This is a genomic window from Amycolatopsis roodepoortensis (assembly GCF_024628825.1).
GTDB lineage: Bacteria > Actinomycetota > Actinomycetes > Mycobacteriales > Pseudonocardiaceae > Amycolatopsis > Amycolatopsis roodepoortensis.
This window is the reverse complement of the sequence record NZ_CP102415.1, coordinates 2,662,508-2,679,629: the sequence shown is the minus strand read 5'-3', so window position 1 is coordinate 2,679,629 and position 17,122 is coordinate 2,662,508. Positions and strand designations below refer to the sequence as shown.

The 17,122-nt window shown below is 70.1% G+C and carries 15 protein-coding genes; 11 read left to right on the top strand and 4 right to left on the bottom strand.

Annotation, left to right across the window (positions count from 1 at the left end; genetic code table 11):
* The first annotated feature begins 19 nt into the window (after positions 1–19).
* The 3 genes from rpmA to proB all read left to right on the top strand — a co-directional run bounded on the left by rpmA (position 20) and on the right by proB (position 2,958).
* A complete protein-coding gene (gene rpmA, locus NQK81_RS12505) occupies positions 20–277 on the top strand; it encodes a 50S ribosomal protein L27 (RefSeq protein ID WP_007034782.1) in 258 nt (85 codons plus the stop codon).
* Between the two features lie 111 nt (positions 278–388).
* Entirely contained in the window at positions 389–1,852 is a 1,464-nt protein-coding gene (gene obgE, locus NQK81_RS12500; RefSeq protein WP_257488299.1) for a GTPase ObgE, read from the top strand.
* On the top strand, positions 1,849–2,958 hold the full coding sequence (gene proB / locus NQK81_RS12495; RefSeq protein ID WP_257488298.1) for a glutamate 5-kinase: 1,110 nt from the start codon (positions 1,849–1,851) through the stop codon (positions 2,956–2,958). The genes obgE and proB overlap by 4 nt, the downstream gene beginning before the upstream one ends.
* Positions 2,959–3,157: 199 nt before the next feature.
* Here proB and NQK81_RS12490 read toward each other — a convergent pair whose 3' ends face one another.
* Positions 3,158–3,793, bottom strand: a complete 636-nt coding sequence (locus NQK81_RS12490; RefSeq protein WP_257488297.1) for a TetR/AcrR family transcriptional regulator — start codon at positions 3,791–3,793, stop codon at positions 3,158–3,160.
* 92 nt (positions 3,794–3,885) lie between these two features.
* Here NQK81_RS12490 and NQK81_RS12485 point away from each other — a divergent pair, with 92 nt between their 5' ends.
* Complete coding sequence (locus tag NQK81_RS12485) at positions 3,886–5,160, top strand: FAD-dependent oxidoreductase (RefSeq protein WP_257488296.1); 1,275 nt, start codon at positions 3,886–3,888, stop codon at positions 5,158–5,160.
* Here NQK81_RS12485 and argS read toward each other — a convergent pair.
* The 3 genes from argS to NQK81_RS12470 form a co-directional block, all read right to left on the bottom strand.
* Complete coding sequence (gene argS, locus NQK81_RS12480; protein ID WP_257488295.1) at positions 5,155–6,879, bottom strand: arginine--tRNA ligase; 1,725 nt, start codon at positions 6,877–6,879, stop codon at positions 5,155–5,157. The genes NQK81_RS12485 and argS overlap by 6 nt on opposite strands.
* 72 nt (positions 6,880–6,951) lie before the next feature.
* Positions 6,952–8,238, bottom strand: coding sequence for an MFS transporter (locus tag NQK81_RS12475; RefSeq protein ID WP_257488294.1), 1,287 nt, complete (start codon positions 8,236–8,238; stop codon positions 6,952–6,954).
* A gap of 91 nt (positions 8,239–8,329) precedes the next feature.
* Positions 8,330–10,435 carry a RecQ family ATP-dependent DNA helicase gene (locus NQK81_RS12470; RefSeq protein ID WP_257488293.1) on the bottom strand — a complete coding sequence of 702 codons (2,106 nt, stop codon included), beginning with the start codon at positions 10,433–10,435 and terminating at the stop codon, positions 8,330–8,332.
* A 185-nt stretch (positions 10,436–10,620) separates the two neighbouring features.
* On the opposite strand from NQK81_RS12470, the gene nadD reads away from it, so the two are divergent.
* From nadD to NQK81_RS12435, 7 genes are all read left to right on the top strand, one after another.
* Positions 10,621–11,196, top strand: a complete 576-nt coding sequence (gene nadD / locus NQK81_RS12465; protein ID WP_034316286.1) for a nicotinate-nucleotide adenylyltransferase — start codon at positions 10,621–10,623, stop codon at positions 11,194–11,196.
* Between the two features lie 55 nt (positions 11,197–11,251).
* Positions 11,252–11,656 (top strand): ribosome silencing factor, encoded by a 405-nt coding sequence (rsfS, locus tag NQK81_RS12460; RefSeq protein ID WP_016332398.1) that lies wholly within the window; start codon positions 11,252–11,254, stop codon positions 11,654–11,656.
* Complete coding sequence (locus tag NQK81_RS12455) at positions 11,653–12,267, top strand: histidine phosphatase family protein (RefSeq protein ID WP_126729709.1); 615 nt, start codon at positions 11,653–11,655, stop codon at positions 12,265–12,267. The genes rsfS and NQK81_RS12455 overlap by 4 nt, the downstream gene beginning before the upstream one ends.
* A 2-nt stretch (positions 12,268–12,269) precedes the next feature.
* Complete coding sequence (octT, locus tag NQK81_RS12450; protein ID WP_126729707.1) at positions 12,270–12,995, top strand: diglucosylglycerate octanoyltransferase; 726 nt, start codon at positions 12,270–12,272, stop codon at positions 12,993–12,995.
* A gap of 10 nt (positions 12,996–13,005) precedes the next feature.
* Positions 13,006–13,851: a DegV family protein gene (locus NQK81_RS12445; protein WP_192745832.1), complete on the top strand. Its 846-nt coding sequence runs from the start codon at positions 13,006–13,008 to the stop codon at positions 13,849–13,851.
* A 145-nt stretch (positions 13,852–13,996) separates the two neighbouring features.
* The gene (locus NQK81_RS12440; protein WP_257488292.1) at positions 13,997–14,719 is read left to right on the top strand and encodes a ComEA family DNA-binding protein; all 723 of its coding nucleotides are present in this window, start codon (positions 13,997–13,999) and stop codon (positions 14,717–14,719) included.
* Complete coding sequence (locus NQK81_RS12435) at positions 14,716–17,121, top strand: ComEC/Rec2 family competence protein (protein WP_257488291.1); 2,406 nt, start codon at positions 14,716–14,718, stop codon at positions 17,119–17,121. Before NQK81_RS12440 ends, NQK81_RS12435 begins: the two co-directional genes overlap by 4 nt.
* Position 17,122 lies beyond the last annotated feature (1 nt).

Here is a 17,122-nt window from a genome sequence, read left to right as displayed (position 1 = left end):
TCAGAAAGAGGATTGAGCCATGGCTCACAAGAAGGGTGCGTCCAGCTCCCGCAACGGTCGCGATTCGAACGCGCAGCGACTGGGCGTCAAGCGCTACGGCGGCCAGGAAGTCAACGCGGGCGAGATCCTGATCCGCCAGCGTGGCACCAAGTTCCACCCCGGTGTGAACGTCGGCCGTGGCGGCGACGACACGCTGTTCGCGCTGGCCGCCGGTGCGGTCCAGTTCGGCGAGAAGCGTGGCCGCAAGACGGTCAACATCGTGCCGACCGAAGCCTGAGTTCCGGCTTCGAGTTAGAACCTCTGACGAGGGGTGGGGCCGGAATATCCGGGCCCACCCCTCGTTTGTTTTGTGTATCCCCTTTTTTTCGCGAGTGAATAGAGGCAAGTCATGGCGTCCCGGTTCGTGGACCGAGCGGTGATCCATCTGGCCGCCGGTGACGGTGGGAACGGCTGCGCCTCGGTGCACCGCGAGAAGTTCAAGCCCCTCGGCGGCCCGGACGGCGGCAACGGCGGAAACGGCGGCGACGTGCTGCTGGTCGTCGACGGAGGCGTCCACACGCTGCTCGACTTCCACTTCCGCCCGCACGCCCGCGCCGGCAACGGCAAGATGGGCCAGGGTGGCAACCGCGCCGGTGCGGCGGGAGAGACGCTGGAGATGCGCGTCCCGTCCGGCACCGTCGTGATGACCGAGGACGGCGAGATCCTGGCCGACCTGGTCGGCCACGGCACCACCTTCGTCGCCGCGCAGGGCGGCCGCGGCGGCCTCGGCAACGCCGCGCTGGCCTCCAAGGCCCGCCGGGCACCCGGATTCGCGCTGCTGGGCGAGCCGGGGGAGACCCGCGACCTCGTCCTGGAGCTGCGCTCGGTCGCCGACGTCGGTCTCCTCGGCTTCCCGTCGGCCGGCAAGTCGTCGCTGATCTCGGTGCTATCCGCGGCCAAGCCGAAGATCGCCGACTACCCGTTCACCACGCTGGTGCCGAACCTGGGCGTGATCACCGCCGGTTCGACCGTGTTCACCATGGCGGACGTCCCGGGGCTGATCCCCGGCGCGAGCGAGGGCAAGGGCCTCGGCCTCGACTTCCTGCGCCACATCGAGCGCTGCGCGGTGCTGGTGCACGTCGTCGACTGCGCCACCTTCGAGCCAGGACGCGACCCGCTGTCCGACATCGACGCCCTCGAAGAAGAGCTCGCCCGCTACACCCCGAGCCTCGGCGGCGACCTCGCCGACCGGCCGCGCGTGGTGGTGCTGAACAAGATCGACATCCCGGACGCCGCCGAACTCGCCGAGTTCGTGCGCCCGGAGCTGGAAGCCCGCGGGCTCAGCGTGTTCGAGATCTCCACGGCGTCGCGGCAGGGCCTGAAGGAACTGACCTACGCGCTCGCCGCCGTCGTCGAGAAGTACCGCGCCGACCAGCCCGCCCCCGAGCCGGCCAAGGTCGTGCTCCGGCCGATGGCCGTCGACGACGCGGGCTTCACCGTCGAGCACGACCCGGAGGAGGAAGGCGCGTTCATCATCCGCGGCTCCCGCCCGGAACGGTGGATCCGCCAGACCAACTTCGGCAACGACGAAGCCGTGGGTTACCTCGCGGACCGGCTCAACCGGCTGGGCGTCGAGGAAGTACTCGCACGCAAGGGCGCCGTACCCGGCAGCCCCGTCACCATCGGCGACGTGCAGTTCGAGTGGGAGCCGTCGACCCCGGCCGGGGTCGCGGTGCACCTGTCGGGCCGGGGCACGGACGTGCGGCTGGAGAACACCAGCCGGATCGGTGCCGCCGAGCGCAAGGAAGCCCGCCGGATCCGTCGTGACGGTCCGGACGGCATCGAAGACGAAGACGAGATGGACGACGAGTGAGTTCAACCCGGGTGGCGATCGCCGACGCGAAGCGGGTGGTCGTCAAGGTCGGTTCCTCCGCGCTGACCACCGCCGGCGACGGTCTCGACGTGACCAGGCTGGACGCGCTGGTGGACGCGATCGCCGGCCGGGTCTCCCGCGGCACGCAGATCGTGCTGGTTTCCTCGGGTGCGATCGGCGCGGGACTTGCGCCGCTCTCGCTCGGCAAACGGCCGCGTGACCTCGCCACCCAGCAGGCCGCGGCCAGTGTCGGCCAGCTCGCGCTGGCGCACGCCTACGCCGAGTCGTTCGGCCGGTTCTCCCTGACGGTGGGCCAGGTTCTGCTGACGTCGGACGACGTCGTGCGCCGCGCGCACTACCGCAACGCGCAGAACACGTTCACCCGGCTGCTGGCCCTCGGCGCGGTGCCGGTGGTCAACGAGAACGACACCGTGGCCACCGAAGAGATCCGCTTCGGCGACAACGACCGGCTGGCCGCGCTGGTGGCCCACCTCATCGGCGCCGACGCGCTCATCCTGTTGTCCGATGTGGACGGTCTGTACGACGGGGATCCCCGCGACGGCGCGACCCGCAAGATCGCGGAGGTCGCCGGGGAGTCCGATGTGGACGGGATCACCGTCGGCATGTCGAGCTCCGGGCTGGGCACCGGCGGGATGGTCTCGAAGCTCGCCGCCGCCCGCACCGCCGCCGGCGCCGGGATCCCGGTCCTGCTCGCCGCCGCTTCCGAGGCCGCGCGCGCCCTGACCACCGCCGAGGTCGGCACGGCCTTCGCCGCCGCCGACTCCCGGCTGTCGGCCCGCCGGTTCTGGCTGGGCTATGCCGCGGGCGCGTCCGGGAAACTGCACCTCGACGACGGCGCGGTCGCGGCCGTCGTCCGCCGCCGCCGCTCGCTGCTGGCCGCCGGGATCACCGGCGTCGACGGTGACTTCCAGGCGGGCGACGTCGTCGACCTGGTCGATCTCCGGCAGCGGACCGTGGCGCGCGGGGTCGTGGCCTTCGACGCGGGCGAGCTTCCCGACCTCATCGGTCGCTCCAGTCACGACCTCCCGGCCGAACAACGCCGTGAGGTCGTCCACGCGGACGACCTCGTCCCGCTGCGCCGCTAGCGCACCAGGCCCGGGGCAGGACGTTCCGCGGACCTGGGCGTCGTCTCCGCGATCGCCGTCCCGGTTCGATAGGCCGCCGCATCAGGCCCTCGGCGCCGCGCCAGTCGCGCACATGCCGAACGTCGGCCGCCGGTCTTCCTCTTGCCCTCCCTGGTCCGGCGATGGCCCGAAGGGTCCAAGCGGTAGCGGGGGACCTTTGCTACCGCTTCCCCGGATCGGCGAGGTGGCCGACGAGACGCGCCAACTGTTCGCCGTAGGCCTCGGCGAACTCGGCCGAGGCGGGATCCTGGCCGGAGACGGCGCGTACGACGCGAGGCAGCGCCAGCGCGGCACTGGACGCGGCCATGAAGATCACCAGCAGGAATGCGGGGTCGAGGTCGGCGGGGAAGTCGCCCGCGGCCTGCCGGGCCCGCACGTACTCCACCTGCCGCTGGAGGAATCCGCGCTGGCCCTCGACGCCGACCGCGTCGGGTGCGCCGTCGGTCAGGTTCTCCCAGAGGAACAGCTTGGCGAGGTCGTGGTCCCGGGCTCCCGACTGGACGAAGAACCGGACGACCTCCGCGAACGGCTTCTCGTGGTCGGCGACCGCGGCGTAGTCGTCGTACATCGTCGCGGTCAGCGCGTTGTACAGCCCTTCCTTGCCGCCGAAGTAGTACGAGATCAGCTGCTTGTTCACGCCCGCCTTCGCGGCGATCTCGCTGACGCGTGCCGCGGCGTACCCCTTCGCGCCGAACTCGGCCTTCGCCGCTTCCAGGAGCTGCGCCTTCGTGCGCTCGGGATCGCGCTGGCGTTCGACGGGGGCGCGGCGAGGGCTGCGCGGGACGGCTTCGGACATGCGGTTCAGCTTAGCCGCTGACTCTTTCAAACATGTAGTTGACTGTATCATCCGTATGGTTGATAGTTGTCGGCGAAGCGAAGGAGAGACCCATGACCACGAGAATCGCGATCATCGGCGGCGGCACGGGCGGGCTCTGCCTGGCGCAAGGTCTGCGCAAGGCGGGAATCGACGTGTCCGTTCACGAACGCAGCCGCACCCGGACCGAACGTCTGCAGGGCTATCGAGTGCACATCAATCCGCACGGCTCGGCCGCGCTGCACGAATGCCTGCCGCCCGAGCTCTGGCGACGCTTCCTGGAGACCGCGGGCAGCGCGAGCGGGCCGTTCAGCTTCGTCACCGAGCAACTGCAGGACCTGATGGTGATCGACAGCGAGCTCACGTCGAGCCCGGATCCCGCGTCCGATCACCACTCGGTCAGCCGGATCAGCCTCCATCAGGTGCTGTCCGACGGGCTCGACGGAGTTCTGCACCACGGCAAGGAGTTCGTCGGCTACCGCCGTGAAGGCGAGGTGGTCGTCTGCGAGTTCGCCGACGGCAGCACCGTCGAGGCCGACTTGGTCATCGGCGCCGACGGGGCCAATTCCCGGGTGCGCAAGCAGTTCCTTCCCGAAGCCGAGCGGGTGGACACCGGGATCGTCGCGATCGCGGGCAAACATCCGCTGACCGAACAGGCCCGCAAGCGTTTGCCCGCCCGGCTCACCTACGGTCCGAGCCTGGTGATGCCGCGCACCGGGGCGGGCTTGTTCAGCGCGCCGCACGAGCTGAGCGGGGTCTCGTCGGTCAACGACGAGACCGCCGAATACGACCCCGTCCTGTTCGACAACACCTCGAGCTACATCATGTGGGCGTTCGCGGCGGACGACCGGCGCTACCCGGACAACCTGTCCTCATTGGACGGTGCCGCGCTGCGAGCCCTGGTGCTGGACTTGATCGACGGCTGGGCCCCCGCGTTCAAGGAACTGGTCGCCGGCTCGCCCGAGGGGTCGGTGTCCCGGCTGCCGATCTTCACGTCGAAGCCCGTCGCTCCCTGGCCGACGAGCAATATCACCCTGCTCGGTGACGCGATCCACAGCATGACCCCGTTTCGCGGTATCGGCGCGAACACCGCGCTCCGGGACGCGCAACTGTTGTGCCGCAACCTCGTCGAAGCACGGAAAACCGGCGCGGTGCGCTCCGCGGTCGCCGACTATGAGCAGCGGATGCGGGACTACGGTTTCGCGGCGGTGCGCGACTCGGAACGCAGTGCCCGCCAGTTCGTGTCGGAGAACCGCGCGGGCCGCACGATGGCGCGAGGGATGTTCCGCTTCTTCCAGGCGGTCCCTCCGTTGAAGCGCAAGGTCTTCAGCGACCACGGTGACTCATAGCCGGGCAGGGGTGGAGATGCCGAGCAGAGACAAACCCAGCGTCAGCGTCTTCGAGGTGAGCTCGGCCAGCAGCAGACGGGATTCGCGGACGCCGGGACCTTCCGCGCCCAGCACCGGGCAAAGTTCGTAGAACCGCGAGAACACGACCGCGGTTTCGTACAGGTAGGTGCACAACTTGTGGGGTAGATGCCCGGCGGTCGCCGCGCCGACCGCCTCGGGGAAGCGGACCAGTGCGAGTGCCAGCGCCCGTTCCGCGGGATGGCCGAGCAGAATCCGCGCTCCGGTGAGGTCCTGGTCCGCATTGGCCAGCACGGAACGGATCCGCGCGTTGGCGTACTGCAGGTAGACCGACGTGTTCCCGTTCTTGGCGAGCATCCGGTCCCAGGAAAAGACGTAGTCACGCTCGCGATCCCCGGAAAGGTCGGCGTACTTGAGCGCGCCGATCCCGATCGCCTCGGCGACCTCTTCCCTCACGTCGGGGGAGAGGTCGCCCCGGCCGTCGATCACTTCGGCGGCGTGGGAGACCGCCTCGGCGAGCAGGTCGGAAAGGCGGACCGACTCGCCTGCCCGGGTCTTCATGGCACGGCCGTCTTCACCGAGCACCGAGCCGAACGCGACGTGCTCGGCCCGATGCTCCTCGCGGAGCCAACCGGCGGCCCGGCAAACGGCGAACACCATCGCGAAGTGCTGCGCTTGCGGCGCACCGACGACGTAGAGCAGGTCGGTCACCCCACGTTGTTCCGTCCAATACCGCAGGGTCGCGAGATCGGTGGCCGCGTAGCCGTACCCACCGTCCCGCTTCCGAACGATGAGCGGCAGCGGATCACCTTCCCGGTTACGGAAACCATCGGGAAAGACGCAGACCGCGCCATCGCTGATCTCGGTCATCCCGGCGGCGGTCAGATCGTCCACGACCGCGGCGAGAAAGGAGTTGTAGAAGCTCTCGCCGTAGATGTCCTGACCGGTCAGGTCGATGCCGAGGAGTTCGTAGACCTGCGTGAAATGCCGAGTCGACTCGTCGACCAGCCGCCGCCACAGCGACAAGGTCTCATCGTCACCGCTTTGCAAGAGCACCACACGGTTCCGCGACCGGGTCGCGAAGTCGTCGTCACTTTCGAACTTCGTCCGGGCGGCCCGGTAGAAGCCGTTGAGATCGCCGATCGTGTACGGATCCGAGGGACGCTCGTCGAGCAGATGCTCGATCAGCATGCCGAACGGTGTACCCCAGTCGCCGAGGTGGTTGTGCGGGATGACCTCATGTCCGGCGAACCGCGCCAATCGCGTGATCGCGTCACCGATGACAGTCGACCGGAGGTGTCCGGCGTGCATTTCCTTCGCCACGTTCGGGCTGCTGTAGTCGATGGCGATCCGCCGCGGTCGCGGCGTCACCGCGACACCCAGGCGTGGGTCACCGTTGAGCGCCGTCGTCCGTTCTTCCAGCCAGGACGAGCGCAGCGTGAAGTTCAGGAAGCCCGGCCCCGCGACCTCCGGTGGTTCGGCGAGGTCGGCGACGTCGAGCCGCGCCGCGATCGCGGCGGCGATCTCCCTCGGCGGCTTGCCGAGCCGCTTGCCCAGGCTCATCGCGAGATCGCACTGGTAGTCGACGCCGTCTTGCGCGGAGACCCGCACCAGCGCGGAGGGAGGCTCGATATCGGTGACGTGGCGAAGGGCTTCCACCACGCGTCGCGCCAGTTCCTCGCTTACATCGCCGAACAACACGGTGTCCCTCCTTCGCGCTCGTCGTAGGAGCGCGAGGGTAGCCACCTCGCCACGTCATCCGCGACGGAGTTTTCAGCGCAGGTCGCTGCCCTTCGTCTCCGGCAGGGTGCGGATGACGAAGAACGCGATCACCGCGCCGGCGGCTACGTACCCGAAGAACAGCGTCGACAATCCCGCGTCGGACAGTGCGGTGAGCACCAGGGGAGCGGTCCCGCCGAACAACGCGACGGTCAGGTTGTACCAGGCGCCGATGCCCAGCCCGCGCAGTTCGGTGGGGAACAGCTCGCTCATGATCGCGGGCGCGATCGACGTCATCGCTGTGTACAGGCAGAGCCCGACGCAGAACACGATCATCAGCCCCGGCAGCCCCGGCCTGACCAAAGTGGACAGTGGGACGATGAGGATCGCGGTCGCCGCCGCCCAGACGAGCAGCTGTGGTTTGCGTCCGAAGCGGTCCGACAAGGCGCCCATCGGGTATTGGAGCGCGACGAACAACGCCGTCGCGATCGACAACGCGAGGAACACGTCGACGTCGTCGGCCTTGCGGGTCTTGACCGCGAAGGAGGTCAGGGCGCTGAAGAACGTGTAGTAGCAAAGGGTCGACAGCATCGAGAAGCCCACGAGCTGCACGACGGCCCGCGGGTGCTCGCGGAGGGTGGTGCGCAGCGGACGTTCGACCCGGCGCGCCGTCGACTTCTTCTCCTCGAAGATCTCGGTCTCGGCGAGACTGCGCCGGAGCCACAGGCCGACGATGCCGAGAACACCGCCGAGCAGGAACGGGATCCGCCAGCCGTACGCGGTCAGGTCCGCCTTGGACATCGTCCGCGCGAGCACGAACCCGAGGATCGAGGCGAGCAGGACGGCGGAACCGGTCGAGATGTAGAAGAAGGCGGAGTACCGGCCGCGACGGGCGGGCGGGGCGATCTCACCGAGGTAGGCCGAAGCGTTGGACACCTCGCCACCGAGCGACAGTCCCTGTGCCACCCTGGCCAGCAGCAACAGGATCGGGGCAAACCAGCCGACCTGGTCGAACGTCGGCAGGAGGCCGATGGCCACCGATCCGCCCGCCATCAGCACGATGGTCAGGATCATCGCCGGCTTCCGGCCCCTGACGTCGGCGAACCGGCCGAGCAGCATCCCGCCGAGCGGGCGGAAGAAGAACGCCAGCGCGTACGTGGCGAAGGTGTTGATCAACGCCAGGGCTTCGTTGCCCTTCGGGAAGAACTCGCTGGCGAAGTAGATGCTGAACGTCGCGTAGATGGTCCAGTCGAACCATTCCAGCGCGTTGCCGACACTGGCGGCGAACAACTTCTTCACCGGGAGCCGATGTCCCAGCCGTTCCGTCGTTGAGTCCGCCATCGGCACCTCCGTACTCGCGCGTGGACGGAACCTTGCCAGAAAGTCCTCGCGCGGGAAAGAACCTGTCGAATGTCGGGATCGGGCTCTTCGGTTACGAGGTGCTGGCGAGAGCGAACGGCAGCACCGCACGGGCTCCGGCCTGGCGGAGCAGCCGTGCGGACAGCGTCATCGTCCACCCGGTGTCGATGAGGTCGTCGACCAGCAGGATCGGGCCGTCGGCCGCGGCCACTCGCGCCGACAGGTCTTCGGGGAGGCTGAGGCGTTTCCACAGATCGGCCAGCCGTTGCGCGCTGTTCGCCTGACGCGGCGGTGGCCCCGCCGAGGCGATGGCGCCCAGGTACTCCAGGCGTCCGATCGAGGCCAGCTTCGTCGCCAGGCTGTGGACCAGCTGAGGTCGCGTGGCGGAAGGTACTTCCACCACCGCCACGGGGCGTTCCGTCCACTGCCAGCCCTTGAGTACCTCGATACAGGCCTGGAAGACCGGTTCGGGGAGTTCGGTGTCCGCCGCGGCCGGGCCGACGAGTTCGCGCAGCCGCGTGCCCCAGCCGACGTCGGTCACCCGGCCGACGACCTGGCCGGTCTCGGCCTGCTCGCCCGCCGGCAGCCGCCCGGAGAGCGGGACGTCCAACCCGGCCATCCCGGTCGGCCACATCTTCCGCGGCGCGACCTCGACCCCCGGACGGCGCAGCCGTTGCCGGGTGGCGTCGACGACGTCGTCGGAAATCGTGGTGTCCCAATGCCTTCCGGTGCAGTTGTCACACCGCCCGCAGGGAGTGGCTTCGGGATCGTCGAGCTGCTTGCGCAGGAACTCCATCCGGCAGCCGGTGGTCTCCAGGTAAGCCAGCATGGCGTTCTGTTCGTTGGTCCGCGCCGCGCTGACTCGTGCGTAGCGCTCCTTGTCGTAGCGCCACTCTTCGCCGGTGCCCTCCCAGCCGCCCTTCACCCGGCGAACGGCGCCGTCGACGTCCAGCACCTTCAGGACCATCTCCAACCGGGACCGGGAAAGCTCGACGAACGGTTCGAGCGCCGGTGTCGACAGTGGACGGTCCGCGTACGCCAGGGCGTTCAACACCTGCGTCACCCGAAGCTCGTCCGGGAAGGCCAGTGAGCCGAAGTACGCCCAGATGTCCTTGTCCTCGTGGCCCGGCAACAGGATCACTTCGGCGCGGTCGACGCCACGCCCGGCACGGCCGACCTGCTGGTAGTAGGCGATCGGGGAGGACGGTGCACCGAGATGGACCACGAAGCCCAGGTCCGGCTTGTCGAAGCCCATGCCCAGTGCCGAAGTGGCCACCAGCGCCTTGACGTTGTTGTTCAGCAGGTCGTCTTCGGCCGCTTGCCGGTCCGCCGGGTCGGTCTTCCCGGTGTAGGCGGCGACCGGGTAGCCGCGCTCGGTCAGCAACCCCGCGACGTCGTGCGCTGCGGCGACGGTGAGTGTGTAGATGATGCCGGAACCCGGCAGCTCCGCCAGGTGCTCGGCCAGCCAGGCGAGCCGGGCCTGCGACGTCGGCAGCTTGGCCACCGACAGATGGAGACTTTCGCGGTCCAAGCTGCCGCGCAGGACGAGGGTGTCGCCCCCGTTGCCGATGCCGAGCTGCTCGGCGACGTCGGTGGCCACGCGGTCGTTCGCGGTCGCGGTGGTGGCGAGCACCGGGACACCGTCGGGCAGATCCTTCAACAGGGTCCGCAGCCGCCGGTAGTCCGGGCGGAAGTCGTGGCCCCAGTCCGAGATGCAGTGCGCCTCGTCGACCACGAGCAGGCCGGCGGTCGCGGTCAGCTTCGGCAGGACGGTGTCGCGGAAATCGGGGTTGTTGAGCCGCTCCGGGCTGACCAGGAGGACGTCGACCTCGCCCGCCGCGATCGCCGCCTGGACCTGATCCCACTCCTGTGGGTTCGCGGAGTTCATCGTCGCCGCGTGGATACCGGCCCTCGCCGCCGCGGAGATCTGGTTGCGCATCAACGCGAGCAGCGGCGAGATGATCACCGTCGGGCCGTTGCCCCGCTCTCGCAGCAACGCGGTGGCCAGGAAGTACACCGCGGACTTCCCCCAGCCGGTGCGCTGCACGACGAGGGCGCGACGGCGGTGGGCGACCAGCGCCTCGATGGCCGTCCACTGGTCGTCACGCAGGCGGGCGCCCTCGCCCGCCAACGACTGGAGGAGGGTCTCGGCGCGATCCCGGAGAGTCGATGTGTCCACGTCCCCACCTCTACCCCATGCCACCGACGAAGTCGCGATCGGCATGTCGTGAACGGACCGTTCATCCATGGAACGGACTGTAATGTGATCCAGATCACCACCGGTCGGTGGGTTCGGCGACCCGAGCGTGGAGCCTCGTGCGCTGTATAGGCTCACGACCCATGTCACCACGCAGGATCGGGGTCATGGGCGGCACGTTCGACCCCATTCACCACGGGCACCTCGTCGCGGCCAGTGAGGTCCAGGCGCGATTCGCGCTCGACGAGGTCATCTTCGTGCCCACCGGTCAGCCGTGGCAGAAGTCCGACAGGGTGGTCACCCGTGCCGAGGACCGCTATCTGATGACTGTGATCGCGACGGCGTCCAACCCCGTCTTCTCGGTCAGCCGCGTCGACATCGACCGCGTCGGGCAGACCTACACCGTCGACACCCTGCGCGACCTGCGTGCCGAGTACCCGGACGACCAGCTGTTCTTCATCACCGGCGCGGACGCGCTCGAACAGATCCTCACCTGGCGCAACGCCGACGAGCTGTTCGACCTCGCCCATTTCATCGGCGTCACCAGGCCCGGCTACCGCCTCAATTCGCAGCATCTGCCGAGCGGGAAGGTGAGCCTGGTCGAGGTGACCGCGATGGCGATCTCGTCCACCGCGTGCCGCGAACGCGTCGAAGGCGGGGAGCCCGTCTGGTACCTCGTCCCCGACGGTGTGGTGCGCTACATCGCCAAAAAGGACCTCTATCGGAAAGACCGGGGTGCCTGACCGGGTACCCTCGTCGGGCGAACCCGCGAGTAAAGCCATCTGTTTGAGGAGAACTGTGACAGCCACGTCCGAGGCACGAGAGCTGGCCGTAGCGGCCGCCCATGCGGCGGCGGACAAGAAGGCGAGCGACGTGGTCGTGCTGGACGTGTCCGACCAGCTGGTCATCACCGACGCCTTCGTCATCGCGTCCGCGCCCAACGAGCGCCAGGTCGGCGCCATCGTCGACAACGTCGAGGAGCAGCTCCGGCTCGGCGGGCACAAGCCCGTCCGCCGTGAAGGTGCCCGTGAGGGCCGCTGGGTCCTGCTGGACTACGTCGACGTCGTCATCCACGTCCAGCACCAGGAGGAACGCTCCTTCTACGGTCTCGAGCGGCTCTGGAAGGACTGCCCGCGGATCGAGGTCGCCGGTCTGGAGACACCCGCCGAGGAGGACCCCGCCGACGCGCAAGGCGCCTCGTGAGCCCGCGGCGGCTGGTGCTCTGGCGCCACGGCGAGACCGACTACAACGCGGCAGGCCGGATGCAGGGGCATCTGGACTCCGCGTTGACACCGGTCGGCTGGAACCAGGCCAGGTTCGCCGTGCCCGCGCTCGCCCGGTTCTCGCCGGATCTGGTGATCGCCTCGGATCTGCGCCGCGCCACCGACACGGCCACCGTGCTCACCGAGGCCATCGGCGTCCCGCTGCGGATCGACAAGCGCCTCCGGGAAACCCATCTGGGTGAATGGCAGGGCTTCACCGGCCAGCAGGTCGACGAGGCGTACCCAGGGGAACGCGCGCGCTGGCGCGTCGACGCGACCTGGGCACCGCCCGGCGGCGAGTCGCGGGTCGACGTCGCCGAACGCGCGATGGAGGTCGTCGCGGACCTGGACCGGCCCAATTCCGACGCCGGCGACGCGGTACTGCTGGCCACGCACGGCGGCCTGATCATCGCGCTGACCGCGAAACTGCTCGGCCTGCCGGTCCCGTCCTGGCCTTCGCTGGGCGGGATCGCGAACTGTCACTGGGTCGAACTGACCAGGCGGGACGGCAACTGGCGGCTGGCCGCCTACAACGCGGGCATCACCGGCTGACCATGGCCCCGCGCCTGCTGGTGTTCGGCGATTCCCTCAGCTTCCACGGCCCGGACGGCCCGCACGCCGCCGACGACGCGCGTCTGTGGCCCAACATCGCCGCCGAAGCGCTCGGTGGCGCCGCGGACCTCGTCGCCGGGTTCGGCTGGACCGCCCGCGACGCCTGGTGGTCGTTGATCGGTGATCCGCGGGTCTGGGCCGATCTGCATCACGTCGACGCCGTCGTGCTGGCCGTCGGCAGCATGGACACCCTGCCCTCGCCGCTGCCCACCTACCTGCGCACCGGTCTCCGCTATCTGCGGCCCGACCCGCTGCGGCGCGTGGTGCGCAAGGCGTATCTGACCGCTCAACCGCGGCTCGCGATCGCCCTCCGGGGGCGCCCGGTGGTCCTGCCGTCGAAGCTCACCGTCCAGTATCTCGACACCGCAGTGGGGGCTTTGCGCACGCTGCGACCGGAGCTGCCGATCTTCGGCATGCTGCCCTCCGTGCATCGATCCGACTCGTACGGCCGCGTCCACACCGCCCGCGCCGGTGCCGCCGCCGCCCTCGCCGACTGGGGCCGTCGCGCGGACGTCCCGCTGCTGGATCTCGAAGCCGTCGTCGGCGACCACGTGCTGAGCGGGCGGGGCAATCCGGACGGAATGCACTGGGGGTGGGAGGGACATGCCGCCGTCGGCGCGGAAATGGCCCGCCTGATGGCCCCGGTGCTCCGCCCCGCGGCAACGTAGGCTGACTGCCGTGTCGGTCGCCGTAGTCACGGATTCCACCGCCCACCTGCCGGAAGGCTTCGCCGAACGGAACGGGATCCGGGTGGTCCCGCTGCACGTCCTCGTGGACGGCGTCGTTTTCCTCGACGGCCTCGAAATGGGCCCCGCCGCCCTGGCCGAGGCGCTCGGCAAACGCAGACTCGTGACGACGTCCCGGCCGACGCCCGCCGAATTCGTCAAGGAGTTCCGGGCCGCGCTGGCCGAGGGTGCGGACGCCGTCGTGTCGGTGCATCTGTCCCGGGAGTTGTCCGGCACCTGGGAGGCCGCGGTGCTCGCGGCCCAGGAGGTCGGGCCGGACAAGGTGCGCGTGGTCGATTCGCGCAGCACCGCGATGGGACTCGGCTTCGCCGCCCTGCGCGCGGCGAGCGCCGCCGCTGACGGGGCGGAACCCGCCGAGGTGGAGGCCGCCGCGGTCGACGCGGTGAGCCGCTCGGAGACCTTGTTCGCCGTCGAAACCCTCGAATACCTGCGCCGCGGCGGGCGGATCGGCCCGGCGGCCGCCCTGCTCGGCACGGCGCTCGCGGTGAAACCCGTGCTCCACATGTCCGAAGGGCGGATCCAGCCGTTGGAGAAGGTGCGGACGATGAATCGCGCGGTGGCGCGCCTGGTCGAACTCGCCGTGAAAGCGGCCGAAGGCGGGCTCGCCGACATCGCCGTCCACCACCTGGCTTCCCCCGAGCGCGCCGTCGAACTGGCCAACCGGCTCGAGGAATCCATCAACTGCCCGGACGGGTGCGTGGTCTCGGAGATCGGCGCCGTCATCGGGGCCCACACCGGCCCCGGTGTGCTCGGTGTCGTGATCCAGCGAGCCGGTTAGAAAACCGGCAAGCCTCCCACGCCTCCCCGACGGAAACCGGTGAACAGGGCGCGGCCGCGGCCGGGTTGTCCACAACACCCCACTTGTCCACAGCCTCGGGATTCACCACTGCCGCCCGCCACTCCCGCTCCGTAGCGTCGTTCACGTGTTCGACCAAACCGCCCGTCCATCGGGACCCTCCGTCAACGCCAGGCTGGCGTGGCTGGCAGCGCAGCTGTCGTCGCCCACCCAGGGCCCGCCCGCGGGCAGGCTCGCCCGCCGCTGGGTGCCCGCCCGGTTCACGGCGGACGGGATCCCGGTGAACCGGCGGTGGTTCGTCGTGGCGGCCGTGCTGATCGCGGTGGCCGTGATCGTGACCGGCGCGATCGCCTTGTTCGGACACCGGCCGGGGGCGGAGACCCCGCCGCCCCTGCCGTCGGCGAAGGCCGCCGGAGACGTCCCCGCCGCGGCGGGCAAGGCGCCTCTGGTGATCAGCGTCGTCGGCCGGGTCCTCAAACCCGGCCTGGTCACGGTCCCTCCGGGCGCACGGGTCGCCGATGCCCTCACGGCGGCCGGTGGGGCACAGCCCGGAACGGATCTGACCGGAGTGAATCTGGCCCGGCGGCTCACCGACGGCGAGCAGGTGGCCGTCGGCGTCCCCGTTCCCGCCGCGGCGGGAACGGCGGCACCGCCGGGGAAGCTCGACCTGAATTCGGCCACGGCCGAGCAACTCGACACCCTGCCCGGGGTCGGCGAAGTGATGGCGAAACGCATCGTCGACTGGCGGTCCGGGCACGGCGGGTTCACCAGCGTCGAGCAACTCCGTGACATAGAAGGGATCGGCGAAAGCAAGTTCAAGAAGGTCCGGGAATTGGTGTCCGTCGGATGAACCCGTCCGCCGATCCGTCCGAAGTGGACACCGCGTCGTGGCGAGGGCAGGACGTGCGGCTGATACCGGCCGCGATGACTGCCTGGCTCGGCACTCTTTCCGGGTTGTTGGGCGGCTGGTGGATCACGATGCTCTGCGGTGCGGCCGCCGTGGTGCTCGCGATCGCCGCCGGTGTCCGCGCCCGCCGGACGGCGTCCCGGTGGGTGGCGGGCCTGGGTGCCCTGGCCGTCCTCGGCGTGCTCACCGCCGGTCCGGTGGCGCTACGGATCCGGGCCGCCGAGCATGACGACCTCCGTGCTGCCGCCGCACGGGGGAGTGACGTCACCACGAGGGTGGTGGTCACCGAGCGGCCACGTCCGGTCCGCGGTGCCGGATACGCCGATCGCCGGGCAGGCACCCGCCTGGTGGTCATCGCCGCGACGGTGGACACCGCGGTGACGGGTGATCGGGTGGTGGATTCGGCCGGCCGGATCCTCCTGCTGGCTCCCGCCGAGGGGTGGACCGGCCTGTTGCCCGGGCAGCAGGTCACCGCCTCGGGGCGGCTCGCGCCGTCGAAGGGGGCCGAACTGACGGTCGCGGTCCTCTCGGTGCGAGGCCCGCCGTCGGCCCTCGGGCCGGAGCCTTGGTGGCAGCGAGCCGCGGAATCGCTGCGCGCCGGGCTCCGGGAGCTGTGCGCCGTCCTCCCGGAGGAGCAGGCCGGTCTCGTGCCCGGGCTGGTCGTGGGGGACACGAGCACACTGTCCCCGAGGGTCGAACGCGAGTTCACGGACTCCGGCATGTCCCACCTGATGGCCGTGAGCGGTGGGAACGTGGCGATCGTCTGCGGCTCGATCCTCCTCCTGCTGAGGGTGCTCCGGGTCGGGCCGCGGACTTCCGCCGCCGCGGCCGCCGCGGGGCTCGCCGGGTTCGTGGTCCTCGCCGGGCCCGCGCCCAGCGTGCTTCGCGCCGGGGTGATGGGGGCGGTCGGGCTGCTGGCGCTGGCACTGGGGCGCCGGGGTTCGGCGCTGCCCGCGCTGGCGTTCGCGGTGGCGGGGCTCGTCGTGGCCGACCCCGCGATGGCCGCCGACTTCGGGTTCGCGCTTTCGGTATTGGCCACGGCCGGGCTGGTACTGCTGGCGCCGAGGTGGGCGGATTGGCTGGTCGGACGCGGTGTTCCGGCAGGCTACGCCGAGGGGCTGACCATCCCGCTGGCCGCGTTCGTGGTGACGACGCCGGTCATCGCGGGTATGGCGGGATCGGTCAGTCTCGTCTCGGTGGTGACCAACGTGCTCGCCGCGCCGGTGGTCGCCCCGGCCACCGTGTTCGGCGTGCTCGCCACCGTCGTCGGCCCGTGGTGGCCGTCGGCGGGAACTCTGCTGGTCCGCCTGACCGAACCCGAGGCGAGCTGGCTCATCACCGTGGCCCGCCACGGCGCCCGTGCGCCGGGAGCGGTCCTGGACTGGCCGGATGGCTGGTGGGGCGGGTTACTGGCGGCCGGATTGCTCGTCGTCCTGCTCGTCGCCATCCGGCTGCGGCACGCCAGGATCCTCCTGGCGGTCGCGTTGGCCGTCGGACTGCTCGTCTTCGTGCCGGTGCGAGTGCTTGCTCCGGCATGGCCGCCGGCGTCGTGGAGTGCCGTCGCCTGCGACGTCGGGCAGGGTGATGCCGTCGCCCTCGCCACAGGTGAGCAAGGGCGGGCGGTCCTGGTCGACACCGGGCCGGAGCCGGGGCCGGTCGACGAATGCCTGAGCAGGCTCGGCGTCGACCGGGTGCCGTTGATCGTGCTGAGTCATCTGCACGCCGACCACATCGGCGGTCTCGAATCCGTCTTCGAGGGCAGGTCGGTCGGGGCGGTCGCCGTCGGCCCCGGCCGGGCTCCCGCCTGGGCGTGGCAGCAGGTCGCGGACGAGACCGCGCGCCGCGGGATTCCCTTGCTGGAGCTGGAGATCGGGCAACGGCTGGACTGGCCGGGGCTGTCACTGGACGTACTGGGGCCGCGGTACGTCACCAGTCGATCGGTCCGCGAACAGGACGGCACGGTGATCAACAACGGCTCGGTCGTCCTGCGCGCCGGGACCCCGGCGGGCCGGGTGCTGCTGACGGGCGACATCGAGCTCGCGGCGCAGACCGACCTGATGGCCGAGGGCGCCGAACTGGGTGCCGAGATCCTGAAGGTCCCGCACCACGGAAGCCGTTACACGGCACCGGATTTCCTCAACGCCGTCGCGCCGCGGGCGGCGTTGGTGAGCGTCGGCGCCGGAAACACCTACGGACATCCGAACAAGTCCACTTTGGACAATCTGGTGGCCATCGGCGCGTCGGTCGCCAGGACGGACACGGACGGCGACACCGCTGTCGTCGCCGACGCGCGAGGCCTCGCCCTGGTGCGCCGGGGCGAGCCCCGCGGCCCGCCTCGTTCTTGAG